Genomic DNA, 16,032 nt, shown 5'->3' with positions numbered 1-16,032 from the left:
GAACTCCCCGGCTTCTCCCCAACGCCGTCGACCGGTGATTACTGCCTCCGCACCCCGGGGAAATCGTCCGTGGATGTTAAGGCTAATAAGATAGGTGACCTGGGAAAGTGTTGGAAGAGGTCGTAGCGACCCGCTATGTCACGCCCCTGCGTGAGGGTGGCTCGCTCCCCGGAATCGTCGAGGCCGACGACCTGGGCACATATGTCATGAAGTTCACCGGGGCGGGACAGGGCCGCAAGACGCTCGTCGCGGAGATCATCTGCGGGGAACTCGGCCGCCGGCTGGGGCTGCGGGTGCCGGAGCTGGTGACCATCGAGCTCGACCCCGTCATCGGACTCGCGGAGCCCGACGAGGAGGTGCAGGAACTGCTCCGCGCGAGCGGCGGACTGAACCTCGGGATGGACTACCTGCCGGGCTCGTTCGGGTTCGATCCGCTCGCCTACGAGGTCGGGGCGGCCGAGGCCGGCCGGATCGTCTGGTTCGACGCGCTGATCAATAATGTCGACCGCTCCTGGCGCAATCCGAACCTGCTCGTCTGGCACGGCGACCTCTGGCTCATCGACCACGGTGCGACGATGATCTGGCACCACAACTGGCCCGGCGCCCAGGCCTCCGCCGGCAAGCCGTACAACGCCTCGGACCATGTCCTCGCGCCCTTCCGGCCGGACATCGCGGCCGCGGCCGCCGAGCTCGCCCCGCTGGTCACCGAGGAACTGCTCACCGAGGTCGCCGCCGACGTGCCGGACGTCTGGCTGGCCGACGAGCCCGGCTTCGCCTCCGCGGACGAGGTGCGCCGGGCCTACATCGCACCGCTGCTCGCGCGGGCCGCCGACATCGACGGGCGGATCATCCTGGACGCTCCGGCCTCGACCCGGCCCTCCCAGGCGCCGGGCTGGCTCACCGAGCGGCTGCCGCCCCGGCCGAAGCGGGCCGCGGACGACCGCGCCGCCGCGTCCGCCCGTACCGGCGATGAGGGTGGCCGATGACGCGCCGCGACGTCTTCGAGTACGCGCTCCTGCGCGTCGTGCCCCGCGTCGAGCGGGGGGAGTGCTTCAACGCCGGGGTGCTCGTCTACTGCCGGGCACAATCGTTCGTCGCCGCCCGTACACACCTCGATGAGGCGAAGCTGAAGGCTCTGGACCCGGGCGCCGATGTCAACGGGGTGCGGGCCGCCCTGCGCGCCGTCGAGGGAGTCTGCGGCGGCGGCGAGGGGGCCGGTCAGGCGGCGGGCGACGACGCCGGGAGGCGGTTCCGCTGGCTGATCGCCCCGCGCTCCACGGTCGTCCAGCCCGGCGCCGTGCACAGCGGCCTGACCACCGACCCGGCCGGTGAGGTGGAACGGCTGCTCGACCTCCTCGTGCACTGATCCACGCCTCGGTGGGACCCTGACGGCACAGCGGCGGGCGCTTCCGCCCGGTGTGACGTGCGGCCCGCCGGGGCGTGCGCCGTTGACACCGGGTGCCGGGGCTTCTAGCGTCTCGTCTGCTGAAGGTACTAAGCGGTTGCTCAGCGATCGGGAGCCTTTCTGTCGGGGAAACGCCCCGACCCCCGCTGAGCCCCGATCCAAGGGCGAGGAGAACCAAGCATGTCCACCACCGAGCAGCGCGTCGCCATCGTGACGGGAGCGGCGCGGGGCATCGGCGCCGCCACCGCCGTACGTCTCGCGGCCGAGGGCCGTTCCGTCGCCGTACTCGACCTGGACGAGGCGGCCTGCAAGGACACGGTCGAGAAGATCACCGCCGCCGGGGGCACCGCGCTCGCCGTGGGCTGCGACGTGTCGGACGCCGGTCAGGTGGAAGCCGCCGTCGCGCGGGTCGCCGCCGAGCTGGGCGCGCCGACGATCCTCGTGAACAACGCGGGCGTGCTCCGCGACAACCTGCTGTTCAAGATGAGCGAGTCCGACTGGGACCTCGTGATGAACGTGCACCTCAAGGGCGCGTTCCTGATGGCGAAGGCCGTCCAGGCCCACATGGTCGAGGCCAAGTTCGGCCGGATCGTCTCGCTCTCCTCCTCCTCGGCCCTCGGCAACCGGGGCCAGGCCAACTACTCCGCGGTCAAGGCGGGGCTCCAGGGCCTCACCAAGACGCTCGCCAAGGAGCTCGGCAAGTTCGGCGTCACCGCCAACGCCGTCGCGCCCGGCTTCATCGTCACGGAGATGACCGCGCAGACGGCCGCCCGCGTCGGCATGGGCTTCGAGGAGTTCCAGGCGGCGGCCGCCACCCAGATCCCGGTCCAGCGCGTCGGCCGTCCCGAGGACGTCGCGAACGCCATCGCCTTCTTCGCGGGCGACGACGCGGGCTTCGTCTCCGGCCAGGTCATGTACGTGGCCGGCGGACCCCTCAACTGACCCGAAGGGCAGCGGACATCATGACGGTGCAGGACAGCGGAAAGGTCGCCCTGATCACGGGCGCGAGCCGGGGCATCGGTTACGGGATCGCCGAGGCGCTCGTCGCCCGCGGCGACCGGGTGGCCATCACCGGGCGGGGCGAGGACGCCCTGAAGGAGGCCGTCGAGCGGCTCGGCTCCGACCGGGTGATCGGCATCGCGGGCAAGGCGCACGACGAGGCGCACCAGGCCGTCGCGGTCGAGCGCACGATGGAGGCCTTCGGCCGCGTCGACCACCTGGTGAACAACGCCGGGACGAATCCGGTCTTCGGCCCCATGGCGGAGCTCGACCTGAACGTCGCCCGCAAGGTCTACGAGACCAATGTGATCTCGGCGCTGGGCTTCGCCCAGCAGACCTGGAAGGCCTGGCAGAAGGAGAACGGCGGGGCGATCGTGAACATCGCCTCGGTCGCCGGGGTCTCCGCCTCGCCGTTCATCGGCGCGTACGGCATGAGCAAGGCGGCGATGGTCAACCTGACCCTCCAGCTGGCCCACGAGTTCGCCCCGGTCGTCCGGGTCAACGCCATCGCCCCGGCCGTGGTCAAGACCAGGTTCGCCGAGGCCCTCTACGAAGGGCGCGAAGCGGAGGCGGCCGCCGCCTACCCGCTGGGCAGGCTCGGTGTGCCCGAGGACATCGGGGGCGCGGCGGCCTTCCTCACCTCCGCCCAGTCCGACTGGATCACCGGCCAGACCCTCGTGGTCGACGGGGGAATCTTCCTCAACGCCGGCGTGGGCTGAGAGGGGCCTGGGCCGGTTTGGCCCTGATTGAGTCAAGTGCCCCGCCGGGCCAGCGGATTGACCCGGTGGGGCGCTGCGGTATGGTCTGCCGACCCATGGCTGATCGAGGAGCGTGCACGTGTTCTACCGGGCCAGTCTGCAGGCTGCTGCAGCCCTAGCTTCCCTTTCTCTGCTGGCCGGCTGCGGTCTCCTTTCCGACAGCGGATCGGAAGCGGAGCAGAAGATAACGGTCGGGACGACCAGCTCGCCGTCCACGCTGGATCCCGCGGCAGCCTGGGACGGCTCCTGGGAGCTGATGCGGAACGTCTACCAGACCCTGGTGAGCTTCCCCTCCGGCAGCACGATCCCGGAGCCGGACGCGGCGGACTCCTGCAAGTTCACCGACGCCACGAGCATGGCGTACCGGTGCACGCTCAAGAAGAACCTCACGTTCTCCAACGGCGAGAAGCTCGACGCCGAGGCTGTGAAGTACTCGATCGACCGCATCGTGGACATCCACTTCAAGGGCGGCCCGGCCGGCATGCTCGACTCCCTGGACCGGATCGAGACCAAGGGCGACGACACGGTCATCTTCCACCTGAACAAGTCCGACGCCACGTTCCCGTTCATCCTGGCCACGCCCGCCATGTCGCTCGTCGCCCCCGGCGACTACCGCAAGGACAAGATCCGCGACGACGGCAAGGTCACCGGTTCCGGCCCCTATCTCCTGGAGTCCTACAAGGACCGGGTCACCGCCGAGCTGAAGAAGAACCCGGACTACAAGGGCTTCGCCGACCGGAAGAACGACGCGGTCACCATCCGCTACTTCGAGAAGTCCGCCGACATGGTGACCGCGCTCAAGGCGGACGAGATCGACGCCACCTACCGGGGTCTGACCGCCGAGGAGGTCGTCAGCCTGGAGGACAACAAGGACGACAACGCCGGCCTCCAGATCGTCGAGAGCACCGGCGCGGACATCCGCTTCCTGGTCTTCAACCCGAAGGACCCGGCCGCCGCGAACCCCGCCGTCCGCAAGGCCATCGCCCACGTCGTGGACCGCGACGCCCTGGTCGCCAAGGTCTACCGGGGAACCGCCGAGCCGCTCTACTCCATGGTCCCCAAGGGCATCGCCGGACACACCACGAGCTTCTTCGACACCTTCGGCGACCCGGACGTCAAGAAGGCGAAGAACATCCTGACCAAGGCCGGTATCACCGAGCCCGTGAAGATGAAGTTCTGGTACACCACCGACCGGTACGGATCCTCCACGGAGCCCGAGTTCGAGGAGCTCAAGCGGCAGCTGGAGGCCTCCGGGCTGTTCGAGATCACGCTGCAGGGCGAGCCCTGGACGACCTTCCAGGAAGGCTTCAACAAGGGCGAGTACCCGGTCTTCGGCCGCGGCTGGTTCCCGGACTTCCCGGACCCCGACAACTTCGTCGCGCCCTTCGTGGGCAAGGAGAGCGTCACCGGCACCCCGTACATCAACAAGGAGATCACCCAGCAGCTGATCCCCGCCTCGCGGCAGGAGAGCGACCGGGGCGCGGTCAGCAAGCAGTTCGAGCGGGCCCAGGAGATCCTCGTCGAGGACGTCCGTCTGCTGCCCCTGTGGCAGGGCAAGCTGTACGTCGCCGCGGGCGAGGACATCGGCGGCGGCGAGCGCGCACTCGACCCGCAGACCGTGATGCAGCTGTGGGAGCTGTACCGCAAGGCCAGCTGGTAGACGCTGTACGGAGGGGCTTCCGGGACCCGCTGTCAGTGGTGACCGGTAGGTTCTGGGATCAAGAACCTGTTGCTCACCGGAGGTTGTGGACGTGACCGATATCGACCTGCTGCCCGAGTCCTGGCGCGCTGTCCTCGGCGAAGAACTCCAGAAGCCGTACGTCAAGGAACTGGCGGACTTCGTCGAGGAGGAGCGGGCCAGGGGCCCGGTGTACCCGCCGCGCGAGCAGGTCTTCGCCGCACTGGACGCCACTCCGTACGAGAAGGTGAAGGTCCTCGTCCTCGGCCAGGACCCGTATCACGGCGAGGGCCAGGGACACGGGCTCTGCTTCTCCGTGCGCCCCGGTGTCAGGACGCCGCCGTCCCTGCGCAACATCTACAAGGAGATGCAGCAGGAGCTCGGCCTGCCGATCCCGGACAACGGCTATCTGATGCCCTGGGCCGAGCAGGGCGTCCTCCTGCTCAACGCCGTGCTCACCGTCCGGGCCGGCGAGGCCAACTCCCACAAGAACAAGGGCTGGGAGAAGATCACCGACGCGGTGATCCGCGCCGTCGCCGACCGGCCCGACCCGGCGGTCTTCGTGCTCTGGGGCAACTACGCGCAGAAGAAGCTGCCCCTGATCGACGAGGAACGCCACGTGGTGGTGAAGGGAGCGCACCCCTCGCCGCTCTCCGCCAAGAAGTTCTTCGGCTCCCGCCCCTTCACGCGGATAAACGAGGCGGTGGCCGCCCAGGGGCACCAGCCGATCGACTGGCGGATCCCCGATCTCGGCTGACGGACCCTGGCTGACAGACCCCGACCGACGGGCCTTGACGCCCGTGTCTGACCGGTTGTGCGGAACCCCGGCGTTAGCGTCGGACCGACGGCAACCGGCTGGACCGGCGACGGAGGAGACCGCAGTGGTGGAGCAGCAGGAGGCGTCCGACGACGCCGTCATGACCAGGATCGGCCAGGCGATCATGCTGCTCCACGGAGGTGACCGGGAGGAGGCCCGCAACCGCTTCGGCGCGCTCTGGTCGGAGCTCGGAGCGGACGGCGACGCCCTGCACCGCTGCACCCTCGCGCACTACATGGCCGACACCCAGGACGACCCCGGCGACGAGCTGGCCTGGGATCTGCGCGCCCTGACGGCCGCCGAGGGACTGAGAACCGCCGAGGGGCCGGGCGACGGGACGGACGGCGGGGACGGACCGGGCGGCGGCGAGGGGTGTGGCGGGGCCCGGCCGGCGGAACACCGCGACACCCCGGCCGTCCGGGCGTTCTACCCGTCGCTGCACCTCAACCTCGCGGCGGACTACCTCAAGCTCCAGCGCCCCGACTCGGCGCGTATCCACCTCCAGCGGGCCCGCGCCGCGGCCGAGTCGCTCGCGGACGACGGGTACGGCGGCGGGGTCCGCGCCGCCATCGACCGCCTGGAGCTCCGCATGCGGGAGCAGTGACCCCGCGCGGAGGCGGGAGCGTCAGCGGCCGTACGTCTCCGAGCAGCTGCGGGACTCCGGACTGCCCGCGGGCCAGCCGCCGTACCCCCGGCCGAGCGCGCAGACGTCCACTCCACCGCCGGGGACGCGCGGCAGGGCGGGCACGTCGACGGACGGGGCGCCCGGGACCCGCCGCGGTGTCCGGGGCTCCGGCGGGTCCGGGCGCTCCCGAGGGCGGGAGCCCCCCGCCGGTGCGGTGCGCAGGGCCCGCGGTGGGGAGCCGGTGGCCGGGGTAGCGGGGGAGGACGGCAGGGCCGTCGAGGGGCTCGGATCCGGCACTGCCTCCAACGCCTCACGGGCGGGCGGCTGCACGATCTGCGGGGCCACGTCCTGGGCCGGCCCGGTGGTGGTGCCCGGATACGGCGGAGGAACGGCCCGGGGCTCCACCGAGACGCAGCCGGAGACGGCCGTGACCGTCAGCCCGACCAGGAGTTTCGCGGCGATACTGGTTCTCTGCACGGGACAACTCTGCGGTTCCCCGGGGGCATCCGGGGGCTCGGTGCACGGGGAATGGCCCGCACGAGTGACCCGGTCAGCACGGTGCCCGGACCGGGCTCGCCGGGGACGCGGCCGTCAGTCGCCGGTGGCGCCGTCCACACGCTCGCGCACCAGGTCGGCGTGGCCGTTGTGCCGCGCGTACTCCTCGATCATGTGGGTGTAGATCCAGCGCAGGTTGAAAGGCTTGCCCGCCGAGCCGACGCCCTGGGAGAAGTCGTCCAGGTCATACGCGGCGGCGTTCTTCCGGGCCGCCGCGACCTCCGCCCGCCAGGCGGCGTCCGCCTCGGCCCAGGTGTCCGAATCCGTCACATGCCACTCACCGTCGGGGTTTTCCTCGGTGCAGTAGAGGTCCGACAGCTCCTCGCCCGCCAGCACCACACGGAACCAGCCGCGCTCCACCTCGGCCATGTGCCGAAGGAGCCCGAGCAACGTGAAGGCGGACGGCGGCACCGAGGCCTCGCGCACCTGGGCGTCGGTCAGCCCCGCGCACTTCATGGCCATGGTGGCGCGGTGGTAGTCGAGCCAGCCCTCCAGCATGGGGCGTTCGGCGGCGTCGAGAGCGGGTTCGGAGCGTTCCGGAGAAGTCATGCGGGCCATAGTGGCTCATGATCATGGTCCTGGCCAGGGAATTCGCGAGCTTGCCGACAGGAGGGGAAAGGACGGCGGCGACGTATGCTGCCCGGGCGCGAACAGCCGCGCACCGCGGCGCGACACGGCTACAGGAGACCTTATGAAGATCGGTTGCATCGGGCTCGGCGACATCGCGCGGAAGGCGTACCTGCCGGTGCTCAGCGCCGTACCGGGGGTCGAACTGCATCTGCAGACCCGCACCCCCGCCACGCTCCACGCGGTCGGCGACACCCACCGCGTCCCGGCCGACGGACGTCACACGACCCTCGACTCCCTCCTCGCCGCCGGACTGGACGCGGCGTTCGTGCACGCCCCGACCGCCGTGCACCCGCAGATCGTGGAACGGCTCCTCGAAGCCGGTGTCGCCACCTATGTCGACAAGCCGATCGCCTATGAGTACGCCGACTCCGAGCGGCTGGTGACCCTCGCCGAGGAACGCGGCGTCAGCCTCGCCGTCGGCTTCAACCGCCGCCTCGCCCCGGGCTACGCGCAGTGCGCGGAGCACCCGCGCGAGCTGATCCTCATGCAGAAGAACCGGGTCGGACTGCCCGAGGACCCCCGGACGATGGTCCTCGACGACTTCATCCACGTCGTCGACACCCTGCGCTTCCTGGTCCCGGGCACCGTCGACCACACCACCGTGCGGGCCCGGATCGTGGACGGCCTGATGCATCACGTGGTGCTCCAGCTGTCCGGCGACGGGTTCACCGCGATCGGCATGATGAACCGGCTGAACGGGTCGACCGAGGAGATCCTCGAAGTCTCCGGCCAGGACTCCAAGCGACAGGTCCTCAACCTCGCCGACATCGTCGACCACAAGGGGCAGCCCAGCGTGCGGCGGCGCGGCGACTGGGTCCCCGTGGCCCGGCAGCGCGGCATCGAAGCCTGCGTGCACGCCTTCCTCGACGCCGTGCGCCGGGGCGAAACGCTCAGTGCCCGGGATGCCCTGGCGACCCATGAGCTGTGCGAGCGGGTGGTCCGGGAGGCCCTGGAGCAGGCCTCCTGAGCGCCCGCAGCCCTTCGACGGCGCACAGCACGGCCAGCGCCGCCAGCGCCCCGTACACCGGCCAGTCACCGAGCCGGCCGTAGAGCGTGCTCCCGCGCGCCAGCGGCAGGTCGAACACCTCCGCCGCGCTCGCGTCCGTGCCGAGTGAGCGGCCCACCCGCTCGCCCCGGGGCCCGAACGCCGCGCTGATCCCGGTGAGCGTCGCGTGGACCATCGGGCGGCCGTTCTCGGCGGCCCGCAGCGCCCCCAGCGAGGCGTGCTGGGCCGGGGCCCAGCTGTCCTGGAACGTCGAGGTGGCGGACTGGGCGACGATCACCCGCGCCCCGTCGCGCACCAGCCCGCGGCTCATGTCGGGGAACGCCGTCTCGAAGCAGACCAGGGGGCCGATCCGCAGCCCCCGCGCCCCGTCCGGCAGGGGCATCACCTCCTGGCGGTCGCCGCGCAGCCGGTCCTCGCCCGCCGCCTTGCCCACGGAGGTCGCCCATCCCAGCAGGGAGCGGGCCGGAACGTACTCGCCGAAAGGGACCAGACGCATCTTGTCGTAGCGGTCCCCGGTCGGACCGTCCGGGCCCACGAGCACCGCCGACTTGAAGATCCCCGACCGCCCCGAGCCGTTTGTCCGCCGGGCGTCCACATTGACCAGCAGATCCGCGCCGACCAGGCGGGACAGGTCGGCCAGCCGCCGCGCGGTCTCCGGACGCTCCCAGGCACCCGCCCCGATGCTGCTCTCGCCCCATACGACCAGGTCCACGTTCCGGCCCCGCAGCGAACGGGTCAGCTCCTCGCCCCGGTCGAAGCGGCGCGCGACGCTTCCCGGTCCCGCCACGACGCCCGGCTGCACGACGGCGATCCTGACCGTTCCGGTGTTCGTGGGCCGCGGCGCCCAGGCCCCCATCGCCGTGACGGACAGGGCGCACACCACCAGCAGGACCCCGGCGGCCGTACGGGCCGCGCGGTCGGCGACCAGCAGGGCCGCGCCGGTGTTCACCGCGAGCACCAGCAGACTCACCAGCCACACCCCGCCCACCGAGGCGACGCGCAGGGCGGGGGCGACCTCCCACTGACTCGCGCCGAGGAGCCCCCAGGGCCCGCCGAGCCCCTCCCAGGACCGGACCAACTCGATCATCAGCCACCCGGAGGGCACGACGACCACGGCGGCGACGGCACGCGACACGGAAGGGGACCCGCCGAGCAGCCGGCACACCAGCAGCCCCCAGGGCGCCCAGAGCAGCCCCAGCAGGGCGGCCAGCAGCACGATGAAGACGTGGAGGCTGGGGATCAGCCAGTGGTGCACCGCGATCACGAAGCCGATGCCGCCGATCCAGCCGTCCAACGCGGCCCTGCGGGGCGAGGGCGCGGTGCGGATCAGCAGAAGCCAGGGGACCAGCGCCCCATAGGCGAACCACCAGAGCCCGGGCGTGGGAAGGGCGAGCGCGGGCAGCGCACCGGCGAGCAGCGCCGCCGCGCCCCGGGCCCAGGGGGACGAGACCACCCCCGCCGGCGGAGCCCCGCCCGCCGGCCCCGGGCCGTCGCCCGAGGCGCCGGCACCGGAGGCACCGCCCGCGCCGGTACCGCCTTCGGCAACCGCGCCCGTACCGGACGTGTCTCCGGCGGCCGCGTCACGGCCGACCGGAAGACGCCCGCCCCGGATTCGCATGCCGTGCCCTCCTCGGTCGTGCGTGCGTGCGTGCGCGGGCGGTCGCCGTCGCCGCGTCAACCCCTGGATACCCAGTGTGGGGGAGGTGATCCCCGCCGGACACAGGACGCGGGCCGAGCGGGGCACGGCGGACGGTCCCGGCGCCCTTCGGGCGGCGGCGACAGCCGTGCGACGGCGGGGCCTACGCGCCAGGCGCCCGACGCCATTTCTCCTGGACGGTGACCGTACGGATCAGCCAGCCCGGTTCGGCGCGGTGCAGCTCGAAGGTGTAGCGGCCGCCGGTCACGAAGTCGGGCGTGGCGACCCCGGACTGCCCGGATTCCGCCCGGCCCGGCGCGGCCGCCTCCGGCCCGTCCGCCGTCTTCGGGGCCAGGCACATCGGATTGATGTAGTCGGCCCGTACCTCGGCCCGGTCGCCCGTGTAGCCGCCCAGGTCCTCCAGGTCGATCCGGCGGTTGACGATCAGGTGCTGGCGTACGGGGAAGAGGCGCATCGTCTCCTCCAGCCACCGGGCGATCTCGTCGGCCGGGCCCTCCAAGCCCCCGGCGCCCCGGTAGTCGGCGCGGCCGTCCGGGGTGAACAGGGCGCCGTAGTCCGACCAGGCCCCGTCGTCGACGGCCACCGCGTACCCGGTGATCACCGCATCGATGGCAAGCCGGTCCAGCACGGTCGCGAGTGCCACACGCTGTGTCATCGGGCAAGTCTCGGTCACGCCGCCCGCCAGGCCAAGGGGCCCGCGCCGACGGGCCGGGTCCGGCGACCCGTCGGGACCACGGAGAACGGCTCGGCCCGGAATCGTCTCAACAGGGCACGACGGCGACCGGTCCCAGCGCGTGCGTGACCGCCGTCTGCGCCACCGGGGACAGGCCGAGACCGAGCGACTCGCCGCCCTTGCGACGCCCGATCACCGTCAGGGCCGCCGTCGCCGACGCGGTGACCAGGGTGCGCGAGGCCGAACCGTTGACCGGCTCCCGGACGATCTCCACCTGCGGGTACTTCTCGTGCCATCCCGAAGTCAGCTCGGCCAGGGTCCTCGCGGCCGAGCCCGCCGCCTCCTCCCGGTCCAGGACGGGGCCGCCCGCGAGCATCGAGGAGAACATCGTCCAGCCGTGCACGATCCGCAGCCGGGCGCCCGGGCGGGAAGCCGCGGTGGCGAAGGCGAACTCCAGGACCGCCTCGCTGCTCTCGTCGGCTGCCACCCCCGCCACGATGTCGGTGAAGGGCCCCGCGTCCCCGGGACGGCTCTCGTCCCCCTCCGGGCGGTCCTCCTGCACGACCACGACGGGACAGCTCGCCATCGAAGCTGTGGCGAGACTGTTGGAACCGACCATCAGCGAGCGGAAGCCGCCGAGCCCGCGCGAGCCGACCACGATCATCGACGCGTCCCGGCCGAGCGAGATCAGGGCCGCCGACGGGAAGTCCAGCGGGGCCAGCGTCGAGGGCCGCAGCGCCGGAGCGATGAGCGCGCTTCGGCGCACGGACTCGGCCAGAAGAGCCTCCGCCTCGCGCCGTCCGGTCTCCTCGTCGACCTGCCGGGTGAGCGGGCGGACGTGGACGATCAGCAGGGGCAGCCCCCGCCGCACGGCTTCCTGGGTGGCCCAGTCGAGCGCCTGCCGACTGTGCGTGGAGCCGTCGACTGCGGCGATCACGGGAAGATCGTTGGTGGTCATGCCTCCGAGCGTACGTCGCCGGGCGGACGGCTCTCACCCGTGGTGGCGGACGGCGTGCACGCGCGGTGGCGGACGGCCTCTCAGTCGTGGTCGTGGGTGGAGGTGGTGTCCTTCGGGGGCGTGCTGCGCCCGCCGTCGCTGCCGCTGGCCACGACGGCGACGAGAGCCGCCAGGACCGCCACCACGGCGAGCCGGCCACCCACGCGCAGGGCCCACCCGGTGCGGGCCCCGGTGGTCGCTCCCGGCCGGCCGGGCAGCTTCTCGGAGCGGCGGGCGGGCCGCGTCAGGCGCAGGAGCAGCAGCGCGGCGATCGGGAGCTGGAGCAGCCAGACACTCGTGCGGAACCAGCCGTCGTACCAGACGTTGGTCCCGTACAGCAGGGTGTGCCAGACGCTGAGGACGTAGACGACGATCACGCAGCGGTGCAGTACCCGCCAGGTCTTCTGCCCGATGCGGTGGCGTACGTAGAAGATCAGGCCGAGGGGGATCGCGAGGTACAGGGCCGCCTGGCCGATGGGGACGGCGACCCGGCCGGTCCCCGAGTCGTAGCCGCCGGGGACGAGGGCCTCCACGAAGGCGGTGGCGACCGCGGAGTTCCAGGACGCGGTGTCGTGCCGGACCAGTTCGGCCCCGAACAGCAGGGCGTGGGCCGCCATCAGGGCGATGGTGTTGAGGCTCGTGGTGCGGTGCAGGCGTTCCAGCCGGGGGCCCGACAGCGGCAGGCGGCCCGGGCGCGGCCCGGACAGCATCAGCCCGAGGATGACGGTCCCCCAGGCCCAGAGCAGGGCGGACCAGCCGAACGCCTGGCTGAGGAAGTACATCCAGAAGCCGCCCGCGTCGGCCATGAACGGCATCACGGTGACCGTGGACGAGGTCTTGTTGCGGATGCGTATGTAGAGCAGGACGAAGATCGCCGCGGTGATGAGGAGCGCCACCAGGCCGTCGGGCCATGAGGCCCGCAGGTCGGAGCGGAGCGTCGGCCGTCTCGACTCTCCCGGCCTTCGGGGGGCGGGGACCTGGCCGCCGTCCGGTGCGGTGCTTCCGGTGGCCGCGACCGCGGTCCCTGGTCGGGCTTCGGTGGCCGGCGCGGTGCTTCCGGGCGTCTCGGCGGCCGCTGCCGGTTCAGGGGTGGGGGGCGGGTTCGTCATGCGGCCTCTTCGGGGCGGGGATCGGGCGGTGGGGGCGGATGCGGCGGCCCCGGGCCACGAGGCGTACACAGGCGCGTTGTTGGAGCAGTCGGACGCTCGGAGGGGAAAGTTCCCACCCCCTGTGTGTGACATGGATCACGCGTGGTTGCTGGTGGGGCAAACGCGGCGAACTCCCGTTGTTTCGGCATCTGGTGCTCTTCTCCCCGGGGCGGGTGCGACTGGCACGATGGCTGCCATGGGAGCCGGAACCGCACTCCGACTCGGACGCACCGCGCTGTTCGCGGTGGTGTGCGTCGCCGTGTCCGGACTCGGCCACGCGCTGATGTCCGGCGCGCCCCTGCCCCTGCTCGTCCAGGCCGCCGCGCTGCTGCCGGTGTGCGGGGCGGGGTGGTGGCTCGCCGCGCGGGAGCGGAGCGCTCCGGTGACCGTGACGGCCCACGTCCTGGGCCAGTTGGGGCTGCACGCCCTCTTCGCCCGCGCCGGATCCTGGCTGCCGTCCGGCTTCGGCGCGCACCACTCGGGCGGCGGGCGTGCGCCGGACGCGATGAACCACTCCGCTCACGAGGTCCCGATCGGCGGCCCTTCGGACCTGATGGGGCTTCTGGCCGCCTTCGACGGGGCGGTGTTCACCCTCGGCATGGCCGCCGCCCACGCGGTGGCCGGGCTGATCTGCGGCTGGTGGCTGTGGCGCGGCGAGGTCGCCCTCGCCCGGCTGGGCCGCTGTCTGGTGCTGTTCGTCCGGGCACCGCTGCGGACGGCCCGGCGCCTGTGGTCCGCGACACCGCCCGTGCCCGCACCGCCCGTCCGACGACCCGTCCGCCGTCGGCCCCACCGGCCCCGGGGCCTTCTCGCCCCGCACGCCATCTCCCGGCGCGGGCCACCGCACTCCCTCCCCTTCCTCTGACCTCCATCCGCCCTCCGGCCGCTGTGCGCCGGAGGAGGTACGGGTGTGCGCCGCGCACACCCGTGACAGGCATGCCGGTCCACCGGGCCGCCCCCGACGGGGCCCGGGACCGGTCGCCGGAGCCGGGCGACCGCTGCCGCGGCTCCGCAAGGACGCGAAGGACTGCTGTGACACTTCCTGCTCCCGGGGTACCGGCCCCCGCACCACCGGCCGTCGCAAGGCCCGCTGCCGCCGCGGCGGCGCCCAACCGGCCGCAGGTCATCCGGGTGTCCACCACCCGCCCGACCCGCCCCCGGGTACCGGCCACCCGACAGAACGACGGGCAGATCACCGACTGGGCGCTCGCCGCGGGCGGCGGGGACCGGGAGGCCGCCGACCGCTTCGTCCGGGCGACCTACGAGGACGTCCGCAGATTCGTCGCCTATCTCAGCTCCGACGTCCCCGGGGCCGACGACCTGGCTCAGGAGACCTACCTCCGGGCGATGAGCGGACTGGCCCGGTTCGCGGGGCGTTCCTGCGCCCGGACCTGGCTGATGTCGATCGCGCGACGCGTCGTCATCGACCGGCACCGCGCCGCCGCCGTACGCCCCAGGACCGCCGACACCGCGGACTGGCAGACCGCGGCGGAACGCGCCCAGCCCCCTCATCCCGCCGGATTCGAGGAGTCCGTCGCGGTGCTGGACGCCCTGCGCCGACTGGACCCGGCACGCCGTCAGGCCTTCGTCCTCACCCAACTGCTGGGCGCGTCCTACGAGGAGGCAGCCGCCGCCGCCGGCTGCCCGATCGGCACGGTACGTTCCCGCGTGGCCCGCGCCCGCCGCGAACTCGCCGGGCAGTGGCGCGGGGCGCCGGCCCCGGAGCACCAACGCCCGCTCCCCGCACCGGTCTGACCGGCCCGCTCCGGACGGAGTCTTCTAGCCGACGCCCGCCCGCGGCCCCTCGGGGTCCCGGGCGGTGCGCCGTCGACGGAGCAGGAACACCGGCAGCAACAGACACTGGAGGCAGACCGCCGCCCAGAACCCCCGCGCGGAACCCGCCGACTCCGCCGCCCCGTACAACTGCCCGCCCACCACCCCGCTGGCGAACGCGCCGACGCCCGCCGCCAGCCGCTGACGCCCGAACACACTCGCCGGGGCCGCCGACGAACGGGCCAGCGCCTCCAGGTCGTTCTTGAGGAAGAGCACGATCTCCCCGAGACACAGCAGCGCCCCGCCCACCGCGATCCCCGCGTGCCCGCCGGCCCCGATCGCCGCCATGCCCGCAGCCATCGCGCCGAACCCCCACCGCAGGGCGGCCGGGTAGCTCAGTGCGGCGACCCGCTCCGCCAGCAACGGCTGGCCGACGACCAGGAGGGCCGCGTACCCCGTCAGGACGGCCCCGTAGAAGGCCGCCGACGTCCGGGGGACCGCGTACAGCGCCAGATAGTGCTGGAAGAACATGAACGCGTACACGCTCAGCACGGTCACCACGAACGGGGAAAGCCCGGGGCGCGGTGCACCGGACTCCGGCACCCGGCCGGCGGCGGGCGCCGCGGAGGACCCGTCGGACGAGCCGCCAACGGGCCGGTCCGCCGCGCCCGCCGGCAGCAGCGCGTGCCCGGCCCCCACGAGCGCGAACAGCACGGTGACGCAGGAGAACAGCACCCCGGGGGAGCCCATGACGAGCGGCGCGGCGGCCGGAGGGCCCAGTGCCATCCCCGCGTTGAACGCCGAACCGCTCGCCGACAGCAGCCGGGGCCGCCGCGCCTCGGGCGCCCCCTCCACCAGGTACGCCTTGTTCGCCGGGAGATACAGCGCGGCGCCCGCCGACACCAGCAGCAGCGCCCCGACCGCCAGGACCGGACTGGTCAGCCCGGGGACGAACGCGGCGAACCCCGCCGTACGCAGCCCCAGCGCCAGCAGCATCGCGCGCCGCAGCCCGATCCGCCCGGTCACCGGCCCCGCCACCACACCGCCGGCGAACTGGATCAGCGAGGCGACGGCCAGCACGAAGCCGACCGTGCCGAGACCGAGGCCGAGCCGCTGGTGCAGCAGCACCGACATGTAGGGCAGGACGGCGAAGCTGCCCAGGGTGATCAGGAACGAGCCCCCCAGCAGGAACCGCTGCGGGCCGGTGAGCGGCGGGCGCCCCCTCCGCCCGGGGGCGGCCCGGCCCGGCCGCCCCCGGCCGGCGCCGGCTCCCGCGACCCCGTCCGTCCGGCCGAGGCTCACCTTCCCGGG

17 protein-coding genes are annotated in these 16,032 nt (G+C 72.8%); 10 read left to right on the top strand and 7 right to left on the bottom strand.

Annotated features, from left to right (window positions below):
* Positions 1 to 107 precede the first annotated feature (107 nt).
* The 7 genes from ACH4RG_RS32345 to ACH4RG_RS32315 all read left to right on the top strand — a co-directional run bounded on the left by ACH4RG_RS32345 (position 108) and on the right by ACH4RG_RS32315 (position 6,261).
* Complete coding sequence (locus ACH4RG_RS32345) at positions 108 to 986, top strand: HipA family kinase (protein WP_398540632.1); 879 nt, start codon at positions 108 to 110, stop codon at positions 984 to 986.
* Positions 983 to 1,366, top strand: a complete 384-nt coding sequence (locus tag ACH4RG_RS32340) for a DUF3037 domain-containing protein (protein WP_397923283.1) — start codon at positions 983 to 985, stop codon at positions 1,364 to 1,366. The genes ACH4RG_RS32345 and ACH4RG_RS32340 overlap by 4 nt, the downstream gene beginning before the upstream one ends.
* 219 nt (positions 1,367 to 1,585) lie before the next feature.
* On the top strand, positions 1,586 to 2,347 hold the full coding sequence (gene fabG, locus ACH4RG_RS32335) for a 3-oxoacyl-ACP reductase FabG (RefSeq protein WP_030582031.1): 762 nt from the start codon (positions 1,586 to 1,588) through the stop codon (positions 2,345 to 2,347).
* A 20-nt stretch (positions 2,348 to 2,367) separates the two neighbouring features.
* Entirely contained in the window at positions 2,368 to 3,123 is a 756-nt protein-coding gene (locus ACH4RG_RS32330) for an SDR family oxidoreductase (RefSeq protein ID WP_397923285.1), read from the top strand.
* Positions 3,124 to 3,241: 118 nt separating this feature from the next.
* On the top strand, positions 3,242 to 4,822 hold the full coding sequence (locus tag ACH4RG_RS32325; RefSeq protein WP_397923287.1) for an ABC transporter substrate-binding protein: 1,581 nt from the start codon (positions 3,242 to 3,244) through the stop codon (positions 4,820 to 4,822).
* A gap of 91 nt (positions 4,823 to 4,913) precedes the next feature.
* Positions 4,914 to 5,597 (top strand): uracil-DNA glycosylase, encoded by a 684-nt coding sequence (locus ACH4RG_RS32320; RefSeq protein ID WP_397923289.1) that lies wholly within the window; start codon positions 4,914 to 4,916, stop codon positions 5,595 to 5,597.
* A 124-nt stretch (positions 5,598 to 5,721) separates the two neighbouring features.
* Complete coding sequence (locus ACH4RG_RS32315; RefSeq protein ID WP_397923291.1) at positions 5,722 to 6,261, top strand: hypothetical protein; 540 nt, start codon at positions 5,722 to 5,724, stop codon at positions 6,259 to 6,261.
* 21 nt (positions 6,262 to 6,282) lie between these two features.
* On the opposite strand, the gene ACH4RG_RS32310 is transcribed toward ACH4RG_RS32315, so the two are convergent.
* Together ACH4RG_RS32310 and ACH4RG_RS32305 are read right to left on the bottom strand one after the other, a co-directional pair.
* Positions 6,283 to 6,759, bottom strand: coding sequence for a hypothetical protein (locus tag ACH4RG_RS32310; protein ID WP_397923293.1), 477 nt, complete (start codon positions 6,757 to 6,759; stop codon positions 6,283 to 6,285).
* 114 nt (positions 6,760 to 6,873) lie between these two features.
* Entirely contained in the window at positions 6,874 to 7,395 is a 522-nt protein-coding gene (locus ACH4RG_RS32305) for a DinB family protein (protein ID WP_397923295.1), read from the bottom strand.
* A gap of 133 nt (positions 7,396 to 7,528) precedes the next feature.
* Here ACH4RG_RS32305 and ACH4RG_RS32300 point away from each other — a divergent pair, with 133 nt between their 5' ends.
* A complete protein-coding gene (locus ACH4RG_RS32300; RefSeq protein ID WP_397923297.1) occupies positions 7,529 to 8,434 on the top strand; it encodes a Gfo/Idh/MocA family protein in 906 nt (301 codons plus the stop codon).
* Here ACH4RG_RS32300 and lnt read toward each other — a convergent pair.
* The 4 genes from lnt to ACH4RG_RS32280 form a co-directional block, all read right to left on the bottom strand.
* Positions 8,358 to 10,091 (bottom strand): apolipoprotein N-acyltransferase, encoded by a 1,734-nt coding sequence (gene lnt / locus ACH4RG_RS32295; RefSeq protein ID WP_398540631.1) that lies wholly within the window; start codon positions 10,089 to 10,091, stop codon positions 8,358 to 8,360. The genes ACH4RG_RS32300 and lnt overlap by 77 nt on opposite strands.
* Positions 10,092 to 10,272: 181 nt before the next feature.
* Positions 10,273 to 10,785 (bottom strand): nuclear transport factor 2 family protein, encoded by a 513-nt coding sequence (locus ACH4RG_RS32290; RefSeq protein ID WP_397923301.1) that lies wholly within the window; start codon positions 10,783 to 10,785, stop codon positions 10,273 to 10,275.
* 106 nt (positions 10,786 to 10,891) lie between these two features.
* Complete coding sequence (locus ACH4RG_RS32285) at positions 10,892 to 11,761, bottom strand: universal stress protein (protein ID WP_397923303.1); 870 nt, start codon at positions 11,759 to 11,761, stop codon at positions 10,892 to 10,894.
* An 80-nt stretch (positions 11,762 to 11,841) separates the two neighbouring features.
* A complete protein-coding gene (locus ACH4RG_RS32280) occupies positions 11,842 to 12,909 on the bottom strand; it encodes a hypothetical protein (protein ID WP_397932492.1) in 1,068 nt (355 codons plus the stop codon).
* Between the two features lie 235 nt (positions 12,910 to 13,144).
* Here ACH4RG_RS32280 and ACH4RG_RS32275 point away from each other — a divergent pair, with 235 nt between their 5' ends.
* Both ACH4RG_RS32275 and ACH4RG_RS32270 read left to right on the top strand, forming a co-directional pair.
* Entirely contained in the window at positions 13,145 to 13,813 is a 669-nt protein-coding gene (locus ACH4RG_RS32275) for a hypothetical protein (RefSeq protein ID WP_397923307.1), read from the top strand.
* A 266-nt stretch (positions 13,814 to 14,079) separates the two neighbouring features.
* Positions 14,080 to 14,703, top strand: coding sequence for a sigma-70 family RNA polymerase sigma factor (locus tag ACH4RG_RS32270; protein WP_397923308.1), 624 nt, complete (start codon positions 14,080 to 14,082; stop codon positions 14,701 to 14,703).
* A 24-nt stretch (positions 14,704 to 14,727) separates the two neighbouring features.
* Here ACH4RG_RS32270 and ACH4RG_RS32265 read toward each other — a convergent pair whose 3' ends face one another.
* On the bottom strand, positions 14,728 to 16,023 hold the full coding sequence (locus ACH4RG_RS32265; RefSeq protein ID WP_397923310.1) for an MFS transporter: 1,296 nt from the start codon (positions 16,021 to 16,023) through the stop codon (positions 14,728 to 14,730).
* Positions 16,024 to 16,032 lie beyond the last annotated feature (9 nt).

The organism is Streptomyces sp. NPDC021019 (assembly GCF_044333295.1).
Taxonomy (GTDB): domain Bacteria; phylum Actinomycetota; class Actinomycetes; order Streptomycetales; family Streptomycetaceae; genus Streptomyces.
The sequence above is the reverse complement of the archived record's forward strand: the minus strand, read 5'-3'. Positions and strand labels throughout refer to the sequence as shown.

What these genes read in the sequence shown, in the direction of transcription:
- ACH4RG_RS32330 (WP_397923285.1), top strand. Translation starts at nt 2,368, where the DNA reads ATGACGGTGCAGGACAGCGGAAAGGTCGCCCTGATCACGGGCGCGAGC.
- ACH4RG_RS32280 (WP_397932492.1), bottom strand. Translation starts at nt 12,909, where the DNA reads ATGACGAACCCGCCCCCCACCCCTGAACCGGCAGCGGCCGCCGAGACG.
- ACH4RG_RS32285 (WP_397923303.1), bottom strand. Translation starts at nt 11,761, where the DNA reads ATGACCACCAACGATCTTCCCGTGATCGCCGCAGTCGACGGCTCCACG.
- fabG (WP_030582031.1), top strand. Translation starts at nt 1,586, where the DNA reads ATGTCCACCACCGAGCAGCGCGTCGCCATCGTGACGGGAGCGGCGCGG.
- ACH4RG_RS32290 (WP_397923301.1), bottom strand. Translation starts at nt 10,785, where the DNA reads ATGACACAGCGTGTGGCACTCGCGACCGTGCTGGACCGGCTTGCCATC.
- ACH4RG_RS32300 (WP_397923297.1), top strand. Translation starts at nt 7,529, where the DNA reads ATGAAGATCGGTTGCATCGGGCTCGGCGACATCGCGCGGAAGGCGTAC.
- lnt (WP_398540631.1), bottom strand. Translation starts at nt 10,091, where the DNA reads ATGCGAATCCGGGGCGGGCGTCTTCCGGTCGGCCGTGACGCGGCCGCC.
- ACH4RG_RS32305 (WP_397923295.1), bottom strand. Translation starts at nt 7,395, where the DNA reads ATGGCCCGCATGACTTCTCCGGAACGCTCCGAACCCGCTCTCGACGCC.
- ACH4RG_RS32275 (WP_397923307.1), top strand. Translation starts at nt 13,145, where the DNA reads ATGGGAGCCGGAACCGCACTCCGACTCGGACGCACCGCGCTGTTCGCG.
- ACH4RG_RS32340 (WP_397923283.1), top strand. Translation starts at nt 983, where the DNA reads ATGACGCGCCGCGACGTCTTCGAGTACGCGCTCCTGCGCGTCGTGCCC.